Here is a 17,937-nt window from a genome sequence, read left to right on the forward strand (position 1 = left end):
TATAGCAAATATTATCCATTCCGTACAGAATGAAATGTTAGGACTATAGTTCTATATCAGCGGAATAAACATGGTGAATCACACCGGATGCATCTTCAATCTTTAAAACGCCTTCATCGGTAATCCCAAGGGCTTTTCCTTCAATGACACCTGTCAAGGTTCTAGCTTTGATCATTTTCCCAATACTTATGGCATAGCCTTCCCATAGCAGTTTAATTGGGTAAAAACCTTTTTCGAGGAAGAGCAAATATAATTTTTCAAAATGGGTAAAAATACTTCTTATGATGCTGGCCCGTGAAAGTGCATCTCCTTTTTCAATCAACAAAGAGCTTGCAATATTTTGCAATTCAGGTGGGAAATCATCCTTTGTCTGATTGACGTTCAAGCCCATCCCAATGATGATGGAATGAATCTGATCAGCCTCTGCCTGCATTTCAGTCAAAATGCCGGTTATTTTTTTCCCATTCAGCAAAATATCATTTGGCCATTTTATTTCCGGATTAAGGCCTGTCACTTCTTCGATTGCCTGGACAATAGCCACGGCTGTTAAAAGCGTTAACTGTGGCGCCTTTGTCAATGGAATATTAGGACGGAGGATAAGGCTCATCCAAATCCCTGTATATTTTGGTGAATGCCACGGGCGATTCATTCTTCCCCTGCCGGAAATTTGTTCCTCTGCTATTACAACTGTTCCCTCTGGCACATTTTCAGAAGATAATCTGTGGGCAATCTTTTGGGTTGATTCTACGGTTTCTTCGTAATGGATGTTTTTCCCAATAAACTCTGTAGTCAAACCAAGTCTAATTTCATCGGCAGTAATTTTTTCAGGTGTTTTGATAATTCGATAACCTTTTTTCCTGACCGCCTCAAGTTCAAAGCCTTCTTTTCTTAATTCCTCTATATGCTTCCAGACTGCCGTTCGCGAGCAGCCAATTAATTCAGCAAGAAATTGGCCGGATAAATAGGATTCACCAGCGTTGGTAAAGGAATCTAGCAATTTTTTTCTGATTTCTGACTGCACGCTTTCAGCCACTCCTTTATCTTTTCTTTTTCGTTTACAACTTCATCTTGCAAAACTGCATGTTCTATTCTAGTTAGCAGCTCTTTCAGCCATGGGCCACCTGCCTGTTCCCGCCAAGCCATTATGTCGCTTCCGGTCACAGCCAGTTCAGACCGCTGCTTGATAGGCAGATGGTCGTAAGTGTTTAACCAATACTTTACAGAGTCATAATCATTTATGCCTTTTAAAACAAGATAAAGCTTTTCTGCGGATTGAATTGTCTCGCTGCCAGCTGTATACAAATCGTACCGGGACCAATCTTTTATAAGTCTTTGTTTGGCATATAGCAAGATGTCCTGAATTTCTTTCATTTCCTTTACAGGAAGTCGCCAATTTCGAAGAAAAGCCTCGCTATCTTGTTGATTAAGTTCTAGACAATAAAGAAGCAATGCCCACATTTCTTTCTTATTTAACGAATCACATAGATAAGAAAGTAATTTTTCAATTTTCAATTCCTGGTTCTTGAGCCCAGGTAAATATTCAAAAACCTGCGTTTCAAGCAAAATCCTGAAAGCTTTTTTTCGATTGTCGCCAGAGAGCAGCTTTTCAAACTCGGCTCTCTTCCTCTCAACAGCAATTTTATCGAGCAGGTGCGCATCCTTTTTTAAAGCTAGTAATGTTTCACCTGCAATATGAAAAGAGAGCTGGCTGACAAAGCGTACCGCTCTCATCATTCTTAGGGCGTCTTCGCGAAACCGTTCCTCCGGGCTTCCTACAGTTCGAATAACCCTTTCCTTAATGGCTGTTTGGCCGTCAAAAGGGTCAATAATGCTGCCATTTGCATCCATTGCGATGGCATTCATGGTAAAATCCCTGCGCATCAGATCTTCGTTAAGATTGCGAATAAAGGAAACCTCCTTAGGCCTCCGAAAATCCTGATATTCTCCTTCGGTCCGAAAGGTGGTAATTTCATAAGAATTGTTTTTTAACAGGACAAGAACCGTTCCATGTTGAATACCGATATCAACAGTTTTAGGAAAAATGGCTTTCACTTCATCAGGTGTGGCTGACGTCGCAATGTCGACATCGCTAATTTTATTTCCAAGTAAATAATCCCTAACCGATCCGCCCACAAAATAGGCTTCATATCCGGCGGACTCAAGCCTTTTGATGACTGGAACAGCCGATAAAAAGGGTTCTTTCATATTTATCTCACCTTATTTCAGCAGCTTAAAATAAAGCATTTCGTATTGCTCGACAATTTGCTCTGCTTTAAATTTCGTTTTGACTGTTACTTCTGACTGCTGTGAAAATTGCTGATGAAGAGCTCCATCATTCAATAAACGAATTGCTTTATCAGAAATATCCCCAATATCACCGACGTTACAAGTATAGCCCGTTTTTCCGTCCTCAATAACCTCAGGGATGCCTCCTACATTGGTTCCAATCACCGGCACTCCGCAGGCCATTGCCTCTAGGGCAACAAGACCGAAGCTTTCCTTTTCCGACAATAGGAGCATCAAGTCACTGATGGAATATAACTCTTCGAGGTTTTCTTGTTTTCCTAGGAAAATGACTTGATCCTCTAATCCAAGCTGTCTGACTAGCTTGCAAACGATGGTCATTTCGGGTCCATCCCCGACTAGTAACAACTTCGCCGGCATTACGGCGGAAATATTGGCAAATGTTTTAACCACATCCTGGACGCGCTTGACGCCGCGGAAATTGGATACATGGATAATGACCTTTTCATCTTCCCTTATCCCAAATTCAGCTCTTAAATGGTTTGAATCTGTTTTTTGATAAACTCGGTCATCAATAAAGTTATATACTGTTTCAATTTGCTTGTCGGGATTGATGACCTCATATGTCTGCTGGACTAATGCACTTGAAACAGCCGTCACCGCATCTGACTTTTCAATGCCAAATTTTATTGCATCTGTGAGGGACGGATCATACCCAAGCACGGTGATGTCAGTACCGTGCAGGGTGGTGACTATTTTTATATCCCTACCTGCCATTTGCTTAGCCAAAATAGCGCACACCGCATGCGGGATAGCATAATGGACATGTAGCAGGTCCAGTTTCTCTCGATTGGCCACTTCTGCCATCTTACTGGCGAGAGCGATGTCATAGGGTGGAAATTGAAAAACCGAATATTGGTTTACTTCTACCTGATGATAATAGATGTTATGATAGATTTTGTTCAGCCGAAATGGGATGCTTGATGTTATGAAGTGAATCTCATGCCCCTTCTCCGCCAGGAGTTTTCCCAATTCTGTCGCGACAACCCCGGAACCTCCGACAGTCGGATAACAGGTAATGCCAATTTTTAATTTTTTCATACGTTAATCTCCCAGCAAATCACGATTCAATAGAATAGGAACCTTTGTTTTAAAGCCTTCCGCATATGTAACATTGACCAGCTTCCCAAACATTCTTTCTCTTGCCTCGACGGTTTCAATATAACCATTGACAAGAGGTGTGTCGTAGCTTGTATCTGTCCGGTCGAACTGGCTTTTATAGGATTGTAATGCCGCTATCTTTTTCTCCATGGACATGGAAATGTCGACAGTAAAGTCCGGCTTGTGAAAGCCATTTATCATATAAAAATATAATCTATTTACCCGATGGGGCTCGCTAGATTCTGTTTCATATTTTTTTATTCCCGCCGAAAAAACCGCCTCTTCGACGAGACGGGCACAATTCCCATGATCCGGATGACGATCTTCCAAAAAAGGAGCAAACACGAGTTTCGGCTTATGTTGACGAATGATATCCGCTATCTTTCGTATGTATTCATCCTTTAAATATAACCCTCTATCAGGAAACCCAAGTGAGGTCCGGTATGAGACCCCTAAAACATCTGCAGCCTTAGCCGCTTCCGCTTTCCTTAGTGCCGCATTTCCGTTAGAGGAAAGATCCGCATCCGTTAAATCACATATCCCAACCCGATACCCTTCTCCTGTTAATTTTGCAATTGTTCCTGCCATACCGATTTCGACGTCATCGGCATGGGCCCCAAATGCAAGAATATCAAGTGATTTACCTTGCATGTCCTTCACCAACTTTGATTATTTTAGTCCAAAATATTTTCCAGCCCGTACACAAAGCTGTTATGTTTCATAACCGTTTCAACAGCGACCTTTACACCGGACATAAATGATTCACGGTTATAGGAATCATGGCGGATGGTTAAGGTTTGTCCGTCTGAACCGAATAATACCTGCTGATGGGCAATCAGCCCAGGCAAGCGGACAGAATGGATATGCATCCCGTCAAATTCAGCACCGCGTGCTCCTGTTATAGTTTCTTTTTCATTTTCATGACCTTGTTTTTTCGCTTCCCTGACAGCCGATATCATTTCAGCCGTTTTTACTGCTGTACCGGACGGGGCATCTAGCTTTTTATCATGATGCAATTCAATAATTTCAACATCACGAAAATATTTTGCCGCAAGCTGCGAAAATTTCATCATTAGCACCGCTCCTATAGCAAAATTTGGAGCGATAATACAGCCTAGTTCCTTTTCCTTGCAAAGGCGCTCTAATTCTTCCAGATTTTCTTTTGAAAAACCAGTCGTACCTACTACAGGCCGTACATTATAGCTAAGTGCTGTTTTGGCGTGCAGCATGCCAAACTCTGGCGTTGTTAAGTCGATTAGTACATCTGCCTGAACATTTTGTAGACACTTTTCAATATCGGTATAAATGGGAACGTTATGTATCGATTGAAACCCCTCAATGTCGCTAAGCATCATTCCATCATATTTATGGTCAAGGACAGCCACTAGGTTAAAGTGTTCAGTTATTGCCGCAAGCTTTACTGCTTCACTGCCCATTCGGCCTCTAGGACCTGCGATTATTATATTAATCTGCTCCATTTTTCTCACTCCATATTTTCCTGATTTTTTCTTGTCCAACGATCCTTATCCCGTGTATTAAACTTGTTCATCACATAATCATGCGCTTTTTCCAAATCAATGTTTAAGGAATTGGCAAGACAAATTAACACAAACAAAAGGTCGCCAAGCTCCTCATCAACAGCTTTCTCGCTTTCTGTTGATTTCTTCGGTTTCTCGCCGTAATAATGGTTGATTTCCCGTGCCAGTTCACCTAGCTCCTCTGTCATTCTTGCGAGCATTGCCAAAGGACTAAAATATCCTTCTTTAAATTGACTTATATATGCATCAACTTCTTCTTGAAGTTCTTTCATTGTCTTCCCATCAGCCAAACCTTATCACTCCAAACGATGCTGTTATTTTTCAGGCAGGCATGCTCCTGCTCACTATTTTATGTTAGCTAAATTATGGCTGATTTACAAATGTTTTCACCGGAATGATTAGAATTCGCTGGCCAGATTGCCCAACAATAAATTATTCGATATAATTAAATCCGCCATTAGGAAGAAAAATATGGATGAGGAGGAAGGATATGATATTTAGCCTTAAAATAAAAAATATATTATTTATCCTGCTTGGGGCAGCGATATTTTCATTTGGACTAGTTCATTTTAATATGCAGAACAAACTGGCGGAAGGCGGGTTTACGGGGATCACGCTTTTGTTATTTTTCCTTTGGAAATGGGATCCGTCGTATACCAACCTGATTTTAAATATCCCGCTATTTTTTATAGGATGGAAGATGCTTGGTCGTAATGCCTTTTTTTACACACTAATTGGGACAGTCAGTGTGTCCGTCTTTCTATGGATTATTCAACGCAACGCGATTGACATGCCATTAAATCATGATTTAACGCTTGCTGCCCTGTTTGCTGGAGTTTTTGCCGGTATCGGATTAGGGATCATCTTCAGGTATGGCGGCACAACTGGTGGCGTTGATATTATTGCCCGGCTAGTCCAAAAATACTTTGGCTGGAACATGGGCAAAACGATGTTTCTGTTTGATGCCTGTGTCATCACTCTCTCCTTAATCACCTATTTGAATTACAAACAGGCGATGTATACCTTGGTTGCCGTTTTTGTTGGGGCCAGGGTAATTGACTTTATTCAAGAAGGTGCCTACTCAGCAAGAGGCGCGATGATTATTTCCGAAAAAAACGAAGAAATTGCCGCTAAAATTATGGAGGAGATGGAACGCGGTGTTACAGCTCTAAAAGGTTTCGGTTCCTATACAAAAAATGAACGGGACGTCCTATATTGTGTGGTCGCTAAGAATGAAATTATGCGTTTGAAAAATCTGATTACTTCAGTCGATCCGTATGCATTTATCTCCATTTCTATCGTCCATGATGTCCACGGGGAAGGCTTTACGCTGGATGAAAATAAAATGCCGATAACAGACTAAAAGGCTGACTCGGGAACGAGTCAGCCTTTTCTGATTAATCTTCACTTCGATTCATCCCAGTAAAAATTAATACTAATCTAAGTAATTCCAGAACGGCAACTGCTGCCGCTGCTACATACGTAAGGGCTGCCGCGTTTAAAACCTTGCGGGCCTCCCTTTCCTCACCGCTGCCGACCAATCTAAGTGAGGCAATTTGGTTCATCGCCCGGCTTGAGGCGTTAAATTCAACAGGAAGAGTTACAATTTGAAAAAGTACAGCCGCTGCCATACAAATAATTCCTAACAGCAGCATTCCTGACAGATGGGCAAATATGCCGATCATGATAAGAATCCACGAGGCATTTGAACCAAGGTTTGCAACTGGAACTAAGGCATGGCGAAACCGCAAAAATGCATATCCTTGAGCATCCTGAATGGCATGTCCGCATTCGTGAGCCGCAACTGCTGCCGCTGCAATGGAATGTCCGTGGTAATTTTCTGGTGACAAACGAACGGTTTTGCTTCTTGGGTCATAATGATCGCTTAAAAATCCACGGCCTTCTTCTACGGCAACATTATATAAACCGTTGGCATTCAATATTTCCCTCGCCACTTCTGCACCTCTACGATATGTTGAGGTAGAAACTCTAGAATATTTTGTAAATGTACTTTTTACTTTCCACTGTGCCCATAAAGGAATCAGAATGATGAAAGCAAAATATAGCAAATACATGATGAAACCTCCTAAGAGAGCTCTATGATGATTTACATTTTAGTAAAAGGGATTAGAGGCGTCAATCTTTATGCTCTCTGGACCGGTCTTTTCTAACATCCTTTTCCCCTTGGTACTTTCTCCAGCCGACATAAGATAATGTCGCAATGATAATACTCCCTGTTGAAATGATCACCCACCAAAGGGAAGGATCGGCCTCATCATCCTCTATATTGGCAAATAAATTCTGCAGGTCTGTATCAAGTTTATCTAGCTCTACCCGGCCTTGTGAATCAGTTAAAACTTGAGAGCGATATTCATCAATAAATTTGATACGTGCATCTAATCTTTGTATATTTTCCACAGGAACATCAATTTTCATACTTGGGTAAATGACGTTATAGAGAGATAAAAACGTATTAAAACTTGCATGAAAGTTCGCAGAATTACCGTTCACAGCCGCTTCCCTGGCTTGATGGAACGCTGTCATGATTGGACCTTCCATCTCCGTCCATAGGGGCTGATGACTTGTGGCAATCGCATCCATAACCAGCCTGAATTTCGTCAACTTATTAATACGTTCCTCATGTTTCATATCTGGACTTACTGCCGCTTCCATTGCTTCGTCATGGGAAGTGTTAATGATACGAACCTCATCCATTGTTAATGGCTGTCCGGTGACTGTCACACCTTTAAACTGATCAGAAAAATAATCAAGCAACTTCCTGGCGTCATCATATCTATGAAACTTGACCATTTGAAGAGCTTCATCGGAAATGTCATCAAGCCGCTCCATCGGGGATTGTCCTTCCGCATATACTGATATCGGCATTAGTAAACATATAATTGCTAATAACAGGAACTTCTTTATATTCACTAACCTTGTCCCCCTTTTCGTTACTAATAAAATGTATGAAAGGGTGGACAAGGTTAGACCATAATTTACAGTATTGAATTATTTAATTTCAAGTTTAAAACTTTTTTGGCGGATACAGAGGTAATAGGCAATTCCAATGGAAAGAATAGACAGCCAAAACGTAAAGTAGCCGATTTGCGGGATATAGCGGTCAAGCATTTGATAGCTTGGCAGCATAAAGAAAACATAATCGATGATATCGTTATGCAGTGTCCAAATTGCAGTCACTACTAGATGCCATAGTTTAAGACGATAAAACGGTGCGAATAACAGTCCTTGGACTGCCATGGCAAAATGAGAGAAAATCAACATAAAACCGACTGGATCCAATTCCCCTTGAACAACAAAAACAAGGATATTCATCACGACAGCCCAAATTCCATATTTAAAAAGTGTGACAATCGCCAGTGCTTCCATCAGCGGCCAATTTTTTCTCAATAAAAAGGCAATAAGAACAAAGACAAAAAAGAGACTTGCAGTGGGACTGTCCGGTACAAAAATTAAAAATATAGCCGGGGTATTCTCCAACTGCCATCCATACCAATAATACCCATAGATTGTTCCTACTATATTGACAATTAATAGCAATTTAAGAATCGACCGATTGGCCAAAAGAGGGTAAATCCAGCGCACAACGACTCCCCTTCCATTATTCGTTTTTAGCTTGTTACTGAATATACAAAAAAGCTGACGTAATCCCGTCAGCTTTTATAGTACAGCATTATTTTGCGCCAAGACCAGAGATAAATTCAGATAGCTTTTTCAGCTGTTCGTCATCACCTTTAAAGATACCTGGAGGCATTTTGCCGCCTTTACCTTCTTTTGCAATCTTAGCAATTTCTTCAGGTTTTAAACCTGTACCGATCAAGGTTGGTGCACCGGCACCGCCTTGAAGATTTTCGCCGTGACATGTTAAACACGTGTTATCTTTAGCGATTTGATATCCTTCTGCAGACTTATCAATATCGACTTTTTCAACGATTTTCCCTTGACGTTCTGCAGCTTTCCAGTCATGTGTAGCTACTGATTGCCAAGTTAAAAACACAGTTGCAGCTAATGCCAATAACATAGCTCCTGTTGCAATTGGACGCTTACTTGCACGGCGTTCCGGTCCATTATCAAGGAATGGAGCCAATAATAATCCTCCAAAAGCAAGTCCTGGGATAATCATTGCACCAATAACCGTATAGGGCCCAGATGCGTAAGTATACTTTAACAATTGGTACAAGAATAAGAAATACCAGTCTGGTAATGGAATATAACCTGTATCCGTCGGGTCCGCAATCCTTTCAAGCGGAGCCGGATGAGCAACGGTTAAACATAAAAAGCCAACAAGGAAAACTGCACCTATCATCCATTCTTTCAAAAGGAAGTTAGGCCAGAACGCTTCAGTTTTGCCAGGGTATTCTGAATAATCTTTAGGAAGTTTCGGTTTTCGTGATTCAGGTGCAACTACACGTGAATCACCGACAAACTTCATACCTTTACCGCGATGCATTGAGCAATCCCCTCCTTTTTCATCGTAATATGATAACTTTCTAGTTTAGATTAGAATTTGAATCATAGCGGTCCAGAAATACCTTGTCTGCGAATCATGACAAAGTGTGCTGCCATTAAACCGAATAATACTCCAGGCAGGAAGAATACATGAATCGCAAAGAAACGGGTTAATGTCTGCGCACCGACAATGGTTTCATGTCCGGATAACAGAATCTTAACATAGGAACCGATAAACGGCGTCGCTTCAGCAATTTGCAAACCTACCTTAGTTGCAAACAATGCCTTCATATCCCAAGGTAAAAGGTAGCCTGTAAAACCTAAGCCAAGCATGACGAAGAAAATCAGTACTCCGACAATCCAGTTTAATTCACGAGGTTTTTTATAGGCTCCTTGGAAAAAGACCCGAAGCGTATGTAAAAACATCATAACTAATACTAAGCTTGCTCCCCAGTGGTGCATTCCACGGACAATTTGACCGAACGCTACCTGGTTTTGCAGATAAAAAACAGATTCCCATGCGTTTTTGATGTCCGGCACATAATACATGGTTAAAAACATACCGGAAAGAATTTGAATTACAGTAACGAAAAATGTCAGACCGCCAAAGCAATAGACAAACGCAGAAAAATGATGGGCAGGGTTAACATGCTCTGGCACTTCATGGTCTGCGATATCGCGCCACATAGGCGTAATATCTAAACGTTCATCTACCCAATCGTAAATTTTGTTTAACAATGATTACGCCTCCTTCCGTGGTTTTGCTTTTCCTAAGTATAGGAAACCGTCTTTTTCCTTGTATGGATATACATCTAGCGGGTGAAGTGGTGGTGTACCTGGTATGTTGGTTCCATCCTTCGTGTAACGGCCGTAGTGGCACGGACAGAAGAATTGTTCCGGATGTTCCTTGTCAGAATTCCAGTTAACGGTACAGCCCAAATGTTTACATACTGGCGACAGTGCAATAATCTTATCTCCGTCCTTGTAAACCCACGCAGATTCGGTTACTTCTGACTCATACCAAGCATCTTTCTGCTTGAATGTGAAGTCTACACGAACCGGTTCGTCAGTAAGTTCTGACACTTTTTTTGGAGTTGCGATGAAATCACCGCCAGCTTCGGCTTTTAACACTGGGTCAACTGCAAATCTTACCATTGGCATTAACATGCCGGCAGCCATGAAACCGCCTACACCTGTTAATGTGTAGCTTAAGAATTGACGTCTAGAAACGCGCTCTTTACTCATGATTATCCCCCCTCTATTCACGAAGTAAGTCCAGCGGACATTAATTAAACACATATAAAACTAGGACATAACAATGATATATCAACTTCTGAGTAAGGTCAATATCAATACTGTTTTAAAATAAGGTTTATGCATAGTTTTTACGCTTTTTGATGCCACTTTTGTGTAAAAAGTATTAAAAGCTGCTTTACTTGGCTGTCCATCATTTTTAATTTTTGCGAATCATTCATCTGTTCGAGAGGTATCGAGGGAACCCAGATAACAGCACCATCAAGTTCGTTTTCACGTGTTCTCCATTCGATATCCGAGGTAATATAAAATACATGTTTAAATTCAGCCTCTAATATGTTCACCTCCCAATTCTTTAATTCGCCTAAAACTTTTTCGCCTGAATCATTTTTTAAATATGTAAATGGCGGGAATAGCAAAATTCTTCCTGTAAATTGTCTTTCGAGATGAGTAGTCAACAGGCCAATAAATTCGGCAGCTTCTGCTGATTCTTTCATCTCCCCGCCAATGGCTACCGAATATAACGGTACAACAGCGGTATCGACGTACTCCTTCGCATTTAAGTAGGTCTCAACCTCTTGGGATATCCATTTCATCTATGTTACACCAACCTTTATTCATCTCCCCCTATATTATCATTATTTCCTAAAACTTTAAAAGAAAATAAAACTTCTAAAAAAATTTGTTTAAAATAACATAAAAAAGCTGCAGCTAGATTAAAAAAAAAGAAGTCTGCTTAGCGCAGGCTTCCTTTTGGTTCGGTTGCTTTTAATTTATTTAGTTGTTTGGTTAATCGTTCAAAAGCGGGGCGGTCTTGTTTATCTAGGGCCTCATCTATTAATTGGAGGAGTTTTTCCCGCTGAAAGCGCTCGATACTGTTTTGCAAAAATTGCTCTGCTACGATTCCATCCTTCTCATTTACCTGGAGGTGTTTCGGAACGTATGGATTCTCCTCCAAAACAGCTGCATACTGGTGTGCTTGATTAGAAGCATGAAAATTTAATTGAATATAAATGTCCTCATCGCGATTCAAGCGAATATCATGGAAGGACTTTTCGGCATCTGTGGTCATCACATTTTCTTTATAAAAGCGGAATGGCACTTTATCCACACAATGAGTCGACATGATCAGGCCGCGCGGACAATATTGGGCCTGCTCCACAAAATGAACTTTTTCCATAAGCTGATCGTGACTCATTAAATAATTTAGAATCCATACACATTCTCTTCTTTTTAATTGATAATGATTTAAAAACCAGCGTATAAAATCCTTCTTCTCGTTGACAGAAACAGGGGTTGCCATAGTCGTATTCCCTCCTCTGCATATTCATCTTTTTTGTTTTATTTATTCTTCAAATTCGCCAAGACGTTCAAGCACATCCAGATACTCGCTGTTGGTTGGATCAAATGCGAGCAGTTGTTTAAAAATTTCGGCGGCAGGGGTGGTTTTTCCTTCTTCCATTAGAAAATATCCATAATCCTGTAAAAAAGTTTCGTTATTCTTAAAAAAAGTATATGCACTTTTATATTTGTCTAATGCTTTTGAATATGACTCCAACTTTTGATAAGCAAGGGCTGAGTCCCATAAAAGCTGAGGCTCTTCGTCGTCGGTCAATCCAAGATCTGATAGAAGAAGTAAAACATCCTCAAAGCGCTCTTCCTGTAAAAACAGCTTATTCAACACCATTACAGCCTGAGTGAATCCTGGGTCCAAAACAAGTGCTTCCCGCAAATATTGTTCAGCCTCGGGAAGTTTCCCTAGCTTGGCGGCAATTTGACCACCATAGAAAAATAAATCTTTATTAAACTCGTCAATTTTAATGCCCTCTTGAACAATCCGGAGGCTATTTTCAAGCTCTTCCTCCCGCTCATAAGCCTTTCCAAGAAGTAAGTAAAGCGAATGATATTCCGGATCTAGTTCTTTTAATTCTATAAACTTTTCAATAGCTGTCCGGTTGTAGCCTGCCTGCAGGGCTGTGAAAGCGTAACCAAAAAGTGTGTTTATTTCTAATTTCTCTTCAAGCGCTTTGTCGTAATAAACTAATGCTTCTTCAAAAACGCCGGATGCACTTAACAGGTCTGCCATTCGGGCATAAATGTTAACACTGGCAACTTCAGTTGTCTCTTTAAGAACCTTTTCATAGGCATTTAAAGCTGCTGTTACTTCCCCTTGTTCACTGTAAAGTTCGCCTAGTGCAAAATCAATGATGATTTCATTTGGTAAGATTTCCTTTGCTTTTAAGAGTTTGTTTTCACAAACTTCATATAATCCTTGCAGCTGATAAAGGTCAGCCATGAGCAGCAGGCTTTGCGCATAATGAACATCAAGTTCGGAGATTCTTTCCAAAACAAGAATGGCTTCTTCCTCTTCACCTGCTTCAATCAGAATTTCACCAAGAAGAATCAGCAGTTCTCCTTCTTCAGGATAGCTGTTTAACAAATTCTCTACCAAGGCCCTTGCTTCATCGAGAAAACCATATTGGAATAACTCTTCACCAAGAAGAAATTTCTCCTCTGGCATGCCGCTTTGTAGTACAACATTATATTCATTTAAGGCCTCTTTATGTTGGCCGTTTTCTAACATCGTAATAATTTTCTTGATTCGCTCCATTGACAAATACCTCTCCCGTTTACTTACAAGGAAAAAAACGATGGTGTTCGCACCTTTACATATTCTCCATATCCTGGTTTAAATAATACCTCTTTCCCAGAACGGACGATTTTTCCCTTGTGTACTGTGATTGCTAGTCTATCACCATAATAATGAAATAAAGCAGCTTCATCAACATTGATGATTTCCCTGGACTTTTCATATAGATTATAGCTTAGTTCTGTCCCGTTCATCAGGCTGCCTTTATGCGGAAATAAACCAATCTTATTTAAAACAGTTGCTGAGAGCGGTATGTTTTCTTCTAATTCCTCTAATAGTGCCGGTATTTTTTCCTTTTCCATTATAGTTAACCATTTCGACAGAACGGCCTTTGCTTCCTTCTTTTCTGTTGAAGAAAAAATTGGAATTAACGGGCAATTGTAGGGAAATAACGCTTCTCTAATCCATCCCCATGGTACGGACGCTAATTCATCAGGGTTATCCAAATCAACAAAAATGGCAGGCACTTTTTCTTTTTTACATTTGCGGATCATTGAAGGGGTAATCAGTCGCATTGGTATTTTTACTCCGATTAGATAATCAATAGGGCTGCTACTGAGGGCAACTTTCAGTTCATTGATTTTATCGGGTATTTCCTCTGCAAAGGAAGCCTGTACATAAGTGAATAAGGTAGTGGAGCCTTTGGTAAGAAAGTAATCAATCATCCATTTTTTCATGTCTTGAAACGAGTTTTTCAGTGGAATGTTTGAATTCAACAGGACAAATGAAGGGGTCATGATATATGGCTCTAGGTCCATTTTAATATGACGGTAGTACTTAAAATTTGATTGGATGGAAGCAATCCGGTTGTCTTGTATGAATAACGAGCACGTTTTCAGCTCTTTCCTTTTTAGGATATTGGCATTTTCAATGATATACGCCATCCTCTCACCCTTTTCATCTGTTTAAGACAAGCTATGCAGATTTTTGAAAAAGTATGATAGGACATGAGGCTCAAAAAGGAAAAACTGCCCCGGAAGGCAGCTTTTTAGTGAATTAGACTTTCTAAATGTGTAAAGAAATTAGGGTAGGAGACGGCGATTGCTTCTGGGTTATCCAAGGTGACCTCACCTTCACAAAGGAGAGAAGCGATAGCAAGCATCATACCGATTCGATGGTCCCCGTGACTGGACACTACTCCGCCATGAAGTTTGGTTCTGCCGTGAATAATCATCCCATCCTCTGTTGCTTCGATGTCCGCACCTAGTTTCTTCAGTTCATGAACAACTGTGTCAATCCGGTTAGTTTCCTTTACCTTTAACTCCTCTGCATCCTTTATGACCGTTTGACCTTCGGCCTGCGTGGCAAGAAGAGCAATGACGGGAATTTCGTCGATTAATTTAGGAATTAACTCGCCCTCGATTACCGTACCGTTCAAGCTTGATGTTCTGATCACAAGATCACCCGCTGGCTCGAAAGAATCATCCTCGGTCTGGATAATCTCTAGTTCAGCGCCCATGTTTTTCAGAACTTCAATGATCCCTGTCCGGGTCGGATTTAAACCTACGTTTTTCAGAACGATTTCACTATTTGGCACAACAGCGCCGGCAACTAGGAAAAACGCCGCGGAAGATATGTCTCCTGGCACATTTACACTTGCTGCAGACAGCCTTTGTCCCCCTTCTACCCTAATGGTTTGACCTTCTTTAGAAATCTTTCCGCCAAACTTACGAATCATTCTCTCGGTATGATCACGAGTATCGGCCGGTTCTAAAATCGTCGTTTCGCCTTCGGCCTGAAGACCGGCGAGAATCAGTGCTGATTTTACCTGTGCACTTGCAACTGGAAGTTCGTAATGAATAGCATTTAATTTGCCACCTCTTATGGAGATGGGAGTAAATGCTCCATTTTTCCGACCGTCGATAGCGGTACCCATTTTCGATAATGGACCTGTTACTCTGGTCATAGGTCTTTTCGCTATCGACTCATCACCCACAAGTGTAGAGAAAAATGGTCTGCCTGCTAATATTCCCATTAGTAATCGTATGGTTGTGCCGGAATTGCCCACATCTAAAACTTCGTCAGGCTCGGTTAAGCCTTCAAAACCTTGGCCTAGAATGCGGAGGTCTCCGCCATTTTCTTCAATGGTTACTCCGAGTTTACGAAAACAGGAAATGGTGCTTAGGCAATCATCACCTGGTAAGAAATTCGTGACCCGCGTTTCTCCGTGGGCAATCGAACCAAACATGACAGAACGATGGGAGATTGATTTATCCCCTGGAATCGTTAATTCACCGGTTAAACTTTTTTTATTTGTTGCTAGCTTTAATGAAGTCATGTCATCACCTTTTAATTTAAATCTTTTTAACTCCCATTGGAGGTGGAGTAGTTTGTATAAGTAAGAATACACTTCTCGGCTCTTTGCCTGTCTCCTTCTGTTTGAAAACTAATGACAAGGACTCCGATAATATCCTCTCGTGTTTCGAGGATACGAATATTTGTGATACTGATATTTTCCTTCGCCAAATAACCGGTCACTTCAGAAACAATCCCGGGAACGTCTGGAATATCAACATATAAATCATAAAAGGCTGGGATTGCACCCTTTTCTTTGATTGGCAGGCCGTCCCGATATTGTTTAGCCTGATAGAAATATTGATAGATATCCCTTTCGTTACCTGTTTGGAGTAATTCCTTTACCCCTTCCATTTCTTCCTGCCACTGATTTAATAGAGCAATTAGATTTTCCCGATTGTGCAACAAAATATCCTTCCACATATTTGGACTGCTGGAGGCAATTCTGGTAATGTCTCTAAAGCCTCCTGCCGCAAGACGGGGGATTAGGGATTCCGATTCAGATAATTTTTCTGTCTGGCGGACAATGGATGCGGCAATAATATGCGGAAAGTGACTGACAATGCCTGTCAGATAATCATGGTTTTCAGGTGTTATTGTCAAAAACTTTGCCTTTGTTCCTTTTAACCAGCCCTTAAGCTCATCTACCTTGTCTATATCGACCATTTCTTCAGGGGTTAAAAGATAAAAAGCATTTTCAAACAAGATATCCTTCGCAGCTGAAACACCACTTTTATGCGACCCCGCCATCGGATGACCACCAATAAAAGTGATTCCCTTGTCCCTTAAATCAGCAGCATTTTCGACGATTATCTTCTTTGTGCTGCCCGTATCAGTAATAATGACATCCGGTTTTAATGGTAATGTGGAGAGAGCCTTGAGTATCGTTTTCGAATCATTTACAGGTGCGGAAACGATAATTAAATCAGCATTCTGTGAGCCATCGGGAATATTCTCCGCTGTTTCATCAATGACACCCAGCATTTTGGCAAGTCTGACCTGTTCTCTATTAATATCAAATCCAATAATGGTCGATTCCGGATGCTCCTTTTTTATACAAAGCGCCAGCGAGCCCCCGATTAACCCTAATCCAATAACAAAAACCCGGCCTTTCAATGGATCACTCCCCCTAAAACAAAAAGCGTAAGGCGCCTTTCTATCGGCGCCATATGCTGGACAATTTTCTTAGGCACTGCTGTTTATTTTTCTGAAAGGAATTGCTCTAGAACCTTGATTAATCCTTCATTTTGTTCAGGAGAGCCTACTGTAATTCTAACTGCTGTTGGAAAACCAAGTGCTTTACCGGAGCGGACAATATAGCCTCGTTCTAACAAATACTGAAATACCTCATTCGCATCTACTTGAAAATCGATTAAAACGAAATTCGTTTGGGATGGATAATATTTCAGGCTGTTGTTCTTGCAAAATTCGTAATATTGAGCAAGACCCTGTCTATTTTTCTGCTTGCATTGCTCGACAAACTCTTGGTCGGAAAGAGCTTCAGCTGCGGCAAGCTGCCCTAATGAGTTTACGTTAAATGGTTCTCTTGCTGGCTCAAGCGCTTTGATAATGCTGCTATTGGCAATCCCATAACCGACACGGAGCGCTGCTAAGCCATAAATTTTTGAAAATGTCCTTAGCACAATCAAGTTCGGATACTTCTGTGCGAGACTTGTGGAATCATAGTAATCCTCCGCCACCACATATTCATAGTAGGCTTCATCAAGTACGACAAGAATATGTTCAGGAACTTGATCAAGGAATGGGATCAGTTTATTTTCCGGTATATATGTACCAGTTGGATTGTTCGGACTGCACACCCAAATAACATTGGTTTGATCATCAATGGCCGTCAAAAATCCCTCTAAATCATGCTCCCCATCAATGTCAGGCACCTCTTTAATGACAGCCCCTTCAATTACAGCGTTGTGCTTATATTGGGAAAACGTATGGGTCGACATGATCGTGCTGGCACCTGGATGCAGGAGCGCCCTTGAAATCATCTGGATTAGGTTATCTGAACCGTTTCCAAGGATAATTTCATCCTCGCCCACTTGTAGGAAGGAAGCAAGCTTTTCTCTTAAAATTGTGGCATACCCATCAGGATAAATAGCAAGGCTTGTTGAATTTTCTTTTAGTGCTGAAAGAGCCGCTTGTGAACATCCAAACGGATTTTCATTCGAAGCCAGCTTAATAATTTGCTCTAAATTATATTGTCTTTTTACTGATTCAATGGATTTCCCTGGTTGATATGGTGTAAGAGTTAATAATTGTTCTTTCCATCTCATGATCATTTACATCCTTTCTGTATTTTTCTAAAATGGACAG

20 protein-coding genes are annotated in these 17,937 nt (G+C 40.9%); 1 reads left to right on the top strand and 19 read right to left on the bottom strand.

Going from position 1 to position 17,937, the window contains the following annotated elements:
* Positions 1–43: 43 nt before the first annotated feature.
* The 6 genes from ACFPA1_RS14595 to ACFPA1_RS14620 are packed head-to-tail and all read right to left on the bottom strand — an operon-like array spanning position 44 to position 5,215.
* Positions 44–1,021: a biotin--[acetyl-CoA-carboxylase] ligase gene (locus ACFPA1_RS14595; protein ID WP_213145047.1), complete on the bottom strand. Its 978-nt coding sequence runs from the start codon at positions 1,019–1,021 to the stop codon at positions 44–46.
* A complete protein-coding gene (locus ACFPA1_RS14600) occupies positions 991–2,205 on the bottom strand; it encodes a CCA tRNA nucleotidyltransferase (RefSeq protein ID WP_213145046.1) in 1,215 nt (404 codons plus the stop codon). Before ACFPA1_RS14600 ends, ACFPA1_RS14595 begins: the two co-directional genes overlap by 31 nt.
* Positions 2,206–2,217: 12 nt before the next feature.
* Entirely contained in the window at positions 2,218–3,345 is a 1,128-nt protein-coding gene (gene bshA, locus ACFPA1_RS14605) for an N-acetyl-alpha-D-glucosaminyl L-malate synthase BshA (protein ID WP_213145045.1), read from the bottom strand.
* A 3-nt stretch (positions 3,346–3,348) separates the two neighbouring features.
* Complete coding sequence (bshB1, locus tag ACFPA1_RS14610; RefSeq protein WP_378583922.1) at positions 3,349–4,056, bottom strand: bacillithiol biosynthesis deacetylase BshB1; 708 nt, start codon at positions 4,054–4,056, stop codon at positions 3,349–3,351.
* Positions 4,057–4,079: 23 nt separating this feature from the next.
* Entirely contained in the window at positions 4,080–4,883 is an 804-nt protein-coding gene (gene dapB / locus ACFPA1_RS14615; RefSeq protein WP_213145311.1) for a 4-hydroxy-tetrahydrodipicolinate reductase, read from the bottom strand.
* A 5-nt stretch (positions 4,884–4,888) separates the two neighbouring features.
* Positions 4,889–5,215: a nucleotide pyrophosphohydrolase gene (locus ACFPA1_RS14620; protein WP_213145310.1), complete on the bottom strand. Its 327-nt coding sequence runs from the start codon at positions 5,213–5,215 to the stop codon at positions 4,889–4,891.
* Between the two features lie 218 nt (positions 5,216–5,433).
* Between ACFPA1_RS14620 and ACFPA1_RS14625 the strand changes: the two genes are divergently transcribed.
* Positions 5,434–6,306, top strand: coding sequence for a YitT family protein (locus ACFPA1_RS14625; protein WP_213145043.1), 873 nt, complete (start codon positions 5,434–5,436; stop codon positions 6,304–6,306).
* A gap of 34 nt (positions 6,307–6,340) precedes the next feature.
* On the opposite strand, the gene ACFPA1_RS14630 is transcribed toward ACFPA1_RS14625, so the two are convergent.
* The 13 genes from ACFPA1_RS14630 to hisC form a co-directional block, all read right to left on the bottom strand.
* A complete protein-coding gene (locus ACFPA1_RS14630) occupies positions 6,341–7,018 on the bottom strand; it encodes a zinc metallopeptidase (RefSeq protein WP_213145042.1) in 678 nt (225 codons plus the stop codon).
* A gap of 61 nt (positions 7,019–7,079) precedes the next feature.
* Entirely contained in the window at positions 7,080–7,874 is a 795-nt protein-coding gene (ypjB, locus tag ACFPA1_RS14635; protein ID WP_241114049.1) for a sporulation protein YpjB, read from the bottom strand.
* 78 nt (positions 7,875–7,952) lie between these two features.
* Positions 7,953–8,546, bottom strand: coding sequence for a DUF1405 domain-containing protein (locus tag ACFPA1_RS14640; protein WP_213145041.1), 594 nt, complete (start codon positions 8,544–8,546; stop codon positions 7,953–7,955).
* 88 nt (positions 8,547–8,634) lie between these two features.
* Positions 8,635–9,411, bottom strand: coding sequence for a menaquinol-cytochrome c reductase cytochrome b/c subunit (locus ACFPA1_RS14645; RefSeq protein ID WP_213145040.1), 777 nt, complete (start codon positions 9,409–9,411; stop codon positions 8,635–8,637).
* Between the two features lie 62 nt (positions 9,412–9,473).
* Positions 9,474–10,148 (bottom strand): menaquinol-cytochrome c reductase cytochrome b subunit, encoded by a 675-nt coding sequence (gene qcrB, locus ACFPA1_RS14650; protein ID WP_213120374.1) that lies wholly within the window; start codon positions 10,146–10,148, stop codon positions 9,474–9,476.
* Between the two features lie 3 nt (positions 10,149–10,151).
* Positions 10,152–10,655 (bottom strand): ubiquinol-cytochrome c reductase iron-sulfur subunit, encoded by a 504-nt coding sequence (locus ACFPA1_RS14655; protein ID WP_213145039.1) that lies wholly within the window; start codon positions 10,653–10,655, stop codon positions 10,152–10,154.
* A 140-nt stretch (positions 10,656–10,795) separates the two neighbouring features.
* A complete protein-coding gene (locus ACFPA1_RS14660) occupies positions 10,796–11,260 on the bottom strand; it encodes a YpiF family protein (RefSeq protein ID WP_213145038.1) in 465 nt (154 codons plus the stop codon).
* Between the two features lie 140 nt (positions 11,261–11,400).
* Positions 11,401–11,967: a ReoY family proteolytic degradation factor gene (locus tag ACFPA1_RS14665; RefSeq protein ID WP_213145037.1), complete on the bottom strand. Its 567-nt coding sequence runs from the start codon at positions 11,965–11,967 to the stop codon at positions 11,401–11,403.
* 42 nt (positions 11,968–12,009) lie between these two features.
* Entirely contained in the window at positions 12,010–13,275 is a 1,266-nt protein-coding gene (locus ACFPA1_RS14670; protein WP_378583928.1) for a tetratricopeptide repeat protein, read from the bottom strand.
* Positions 13,276–13,298: 23 nt separating this feature from the next.
* On the bottom strand, positions 13,299–14,198 hold the full coding sequence (locus ACFPA1_RS14675; protein WP_213145035.1) for a hypothetical protein: 900 nt from the start codon (positions 14,196–14,198) through the stop codon (positions 13,299–13,301).
* Between the two features lie 104 nt (positions 14,199–14,302).
* Entirely contained in the window at positions 14,303–15,592 is a 1,290-nt protein-coding gene (gene aroA, locus ACFPA1_RS14680; protein ID WP_213145034.1) for a 3-phosphoshikimate 1-carboxyvinyltransferase, read from the bottom strand.
* 26 nt (positions 15,593–15,618) lie between these two features.
* Positions 15,619–16,725, bottom strand: coding sequence for a prephenate dehydrogenase (locus ACFPA1_RS14685; RefSeq protein ID WP_213145033.1), 1,107 nt, complete (start codon positions 16,723–16,725; stop codon positions 15,619–15,621).
* Between the two features lie 83 nt (positions 16,726–16,808).
* The gene (gene hisC, locus ACFPA1_RS14690; RefSeq protein ID WP_378583931.1) at positions 16,809–17,897 is read right to left on the bottom strand and encodes a histidinol-phosphate transaminase; all 1,089 of its coding nucleotides are present in this window, start codon (positions 17,895–17,897) and stop codon (positions 16,809–16,811) included.
* Positions 17,898–17,937: the final 40 nt, after the last annotated feature.

Source organism: Neobacillus sp. GCM10023253, from assembly GCF_042653105.1.
Lineage (GTDB): Bacteria > Bacillota > Bacilli > Bacillales > Cytobacillaceae > Neobacillus > Neobacillus citreus.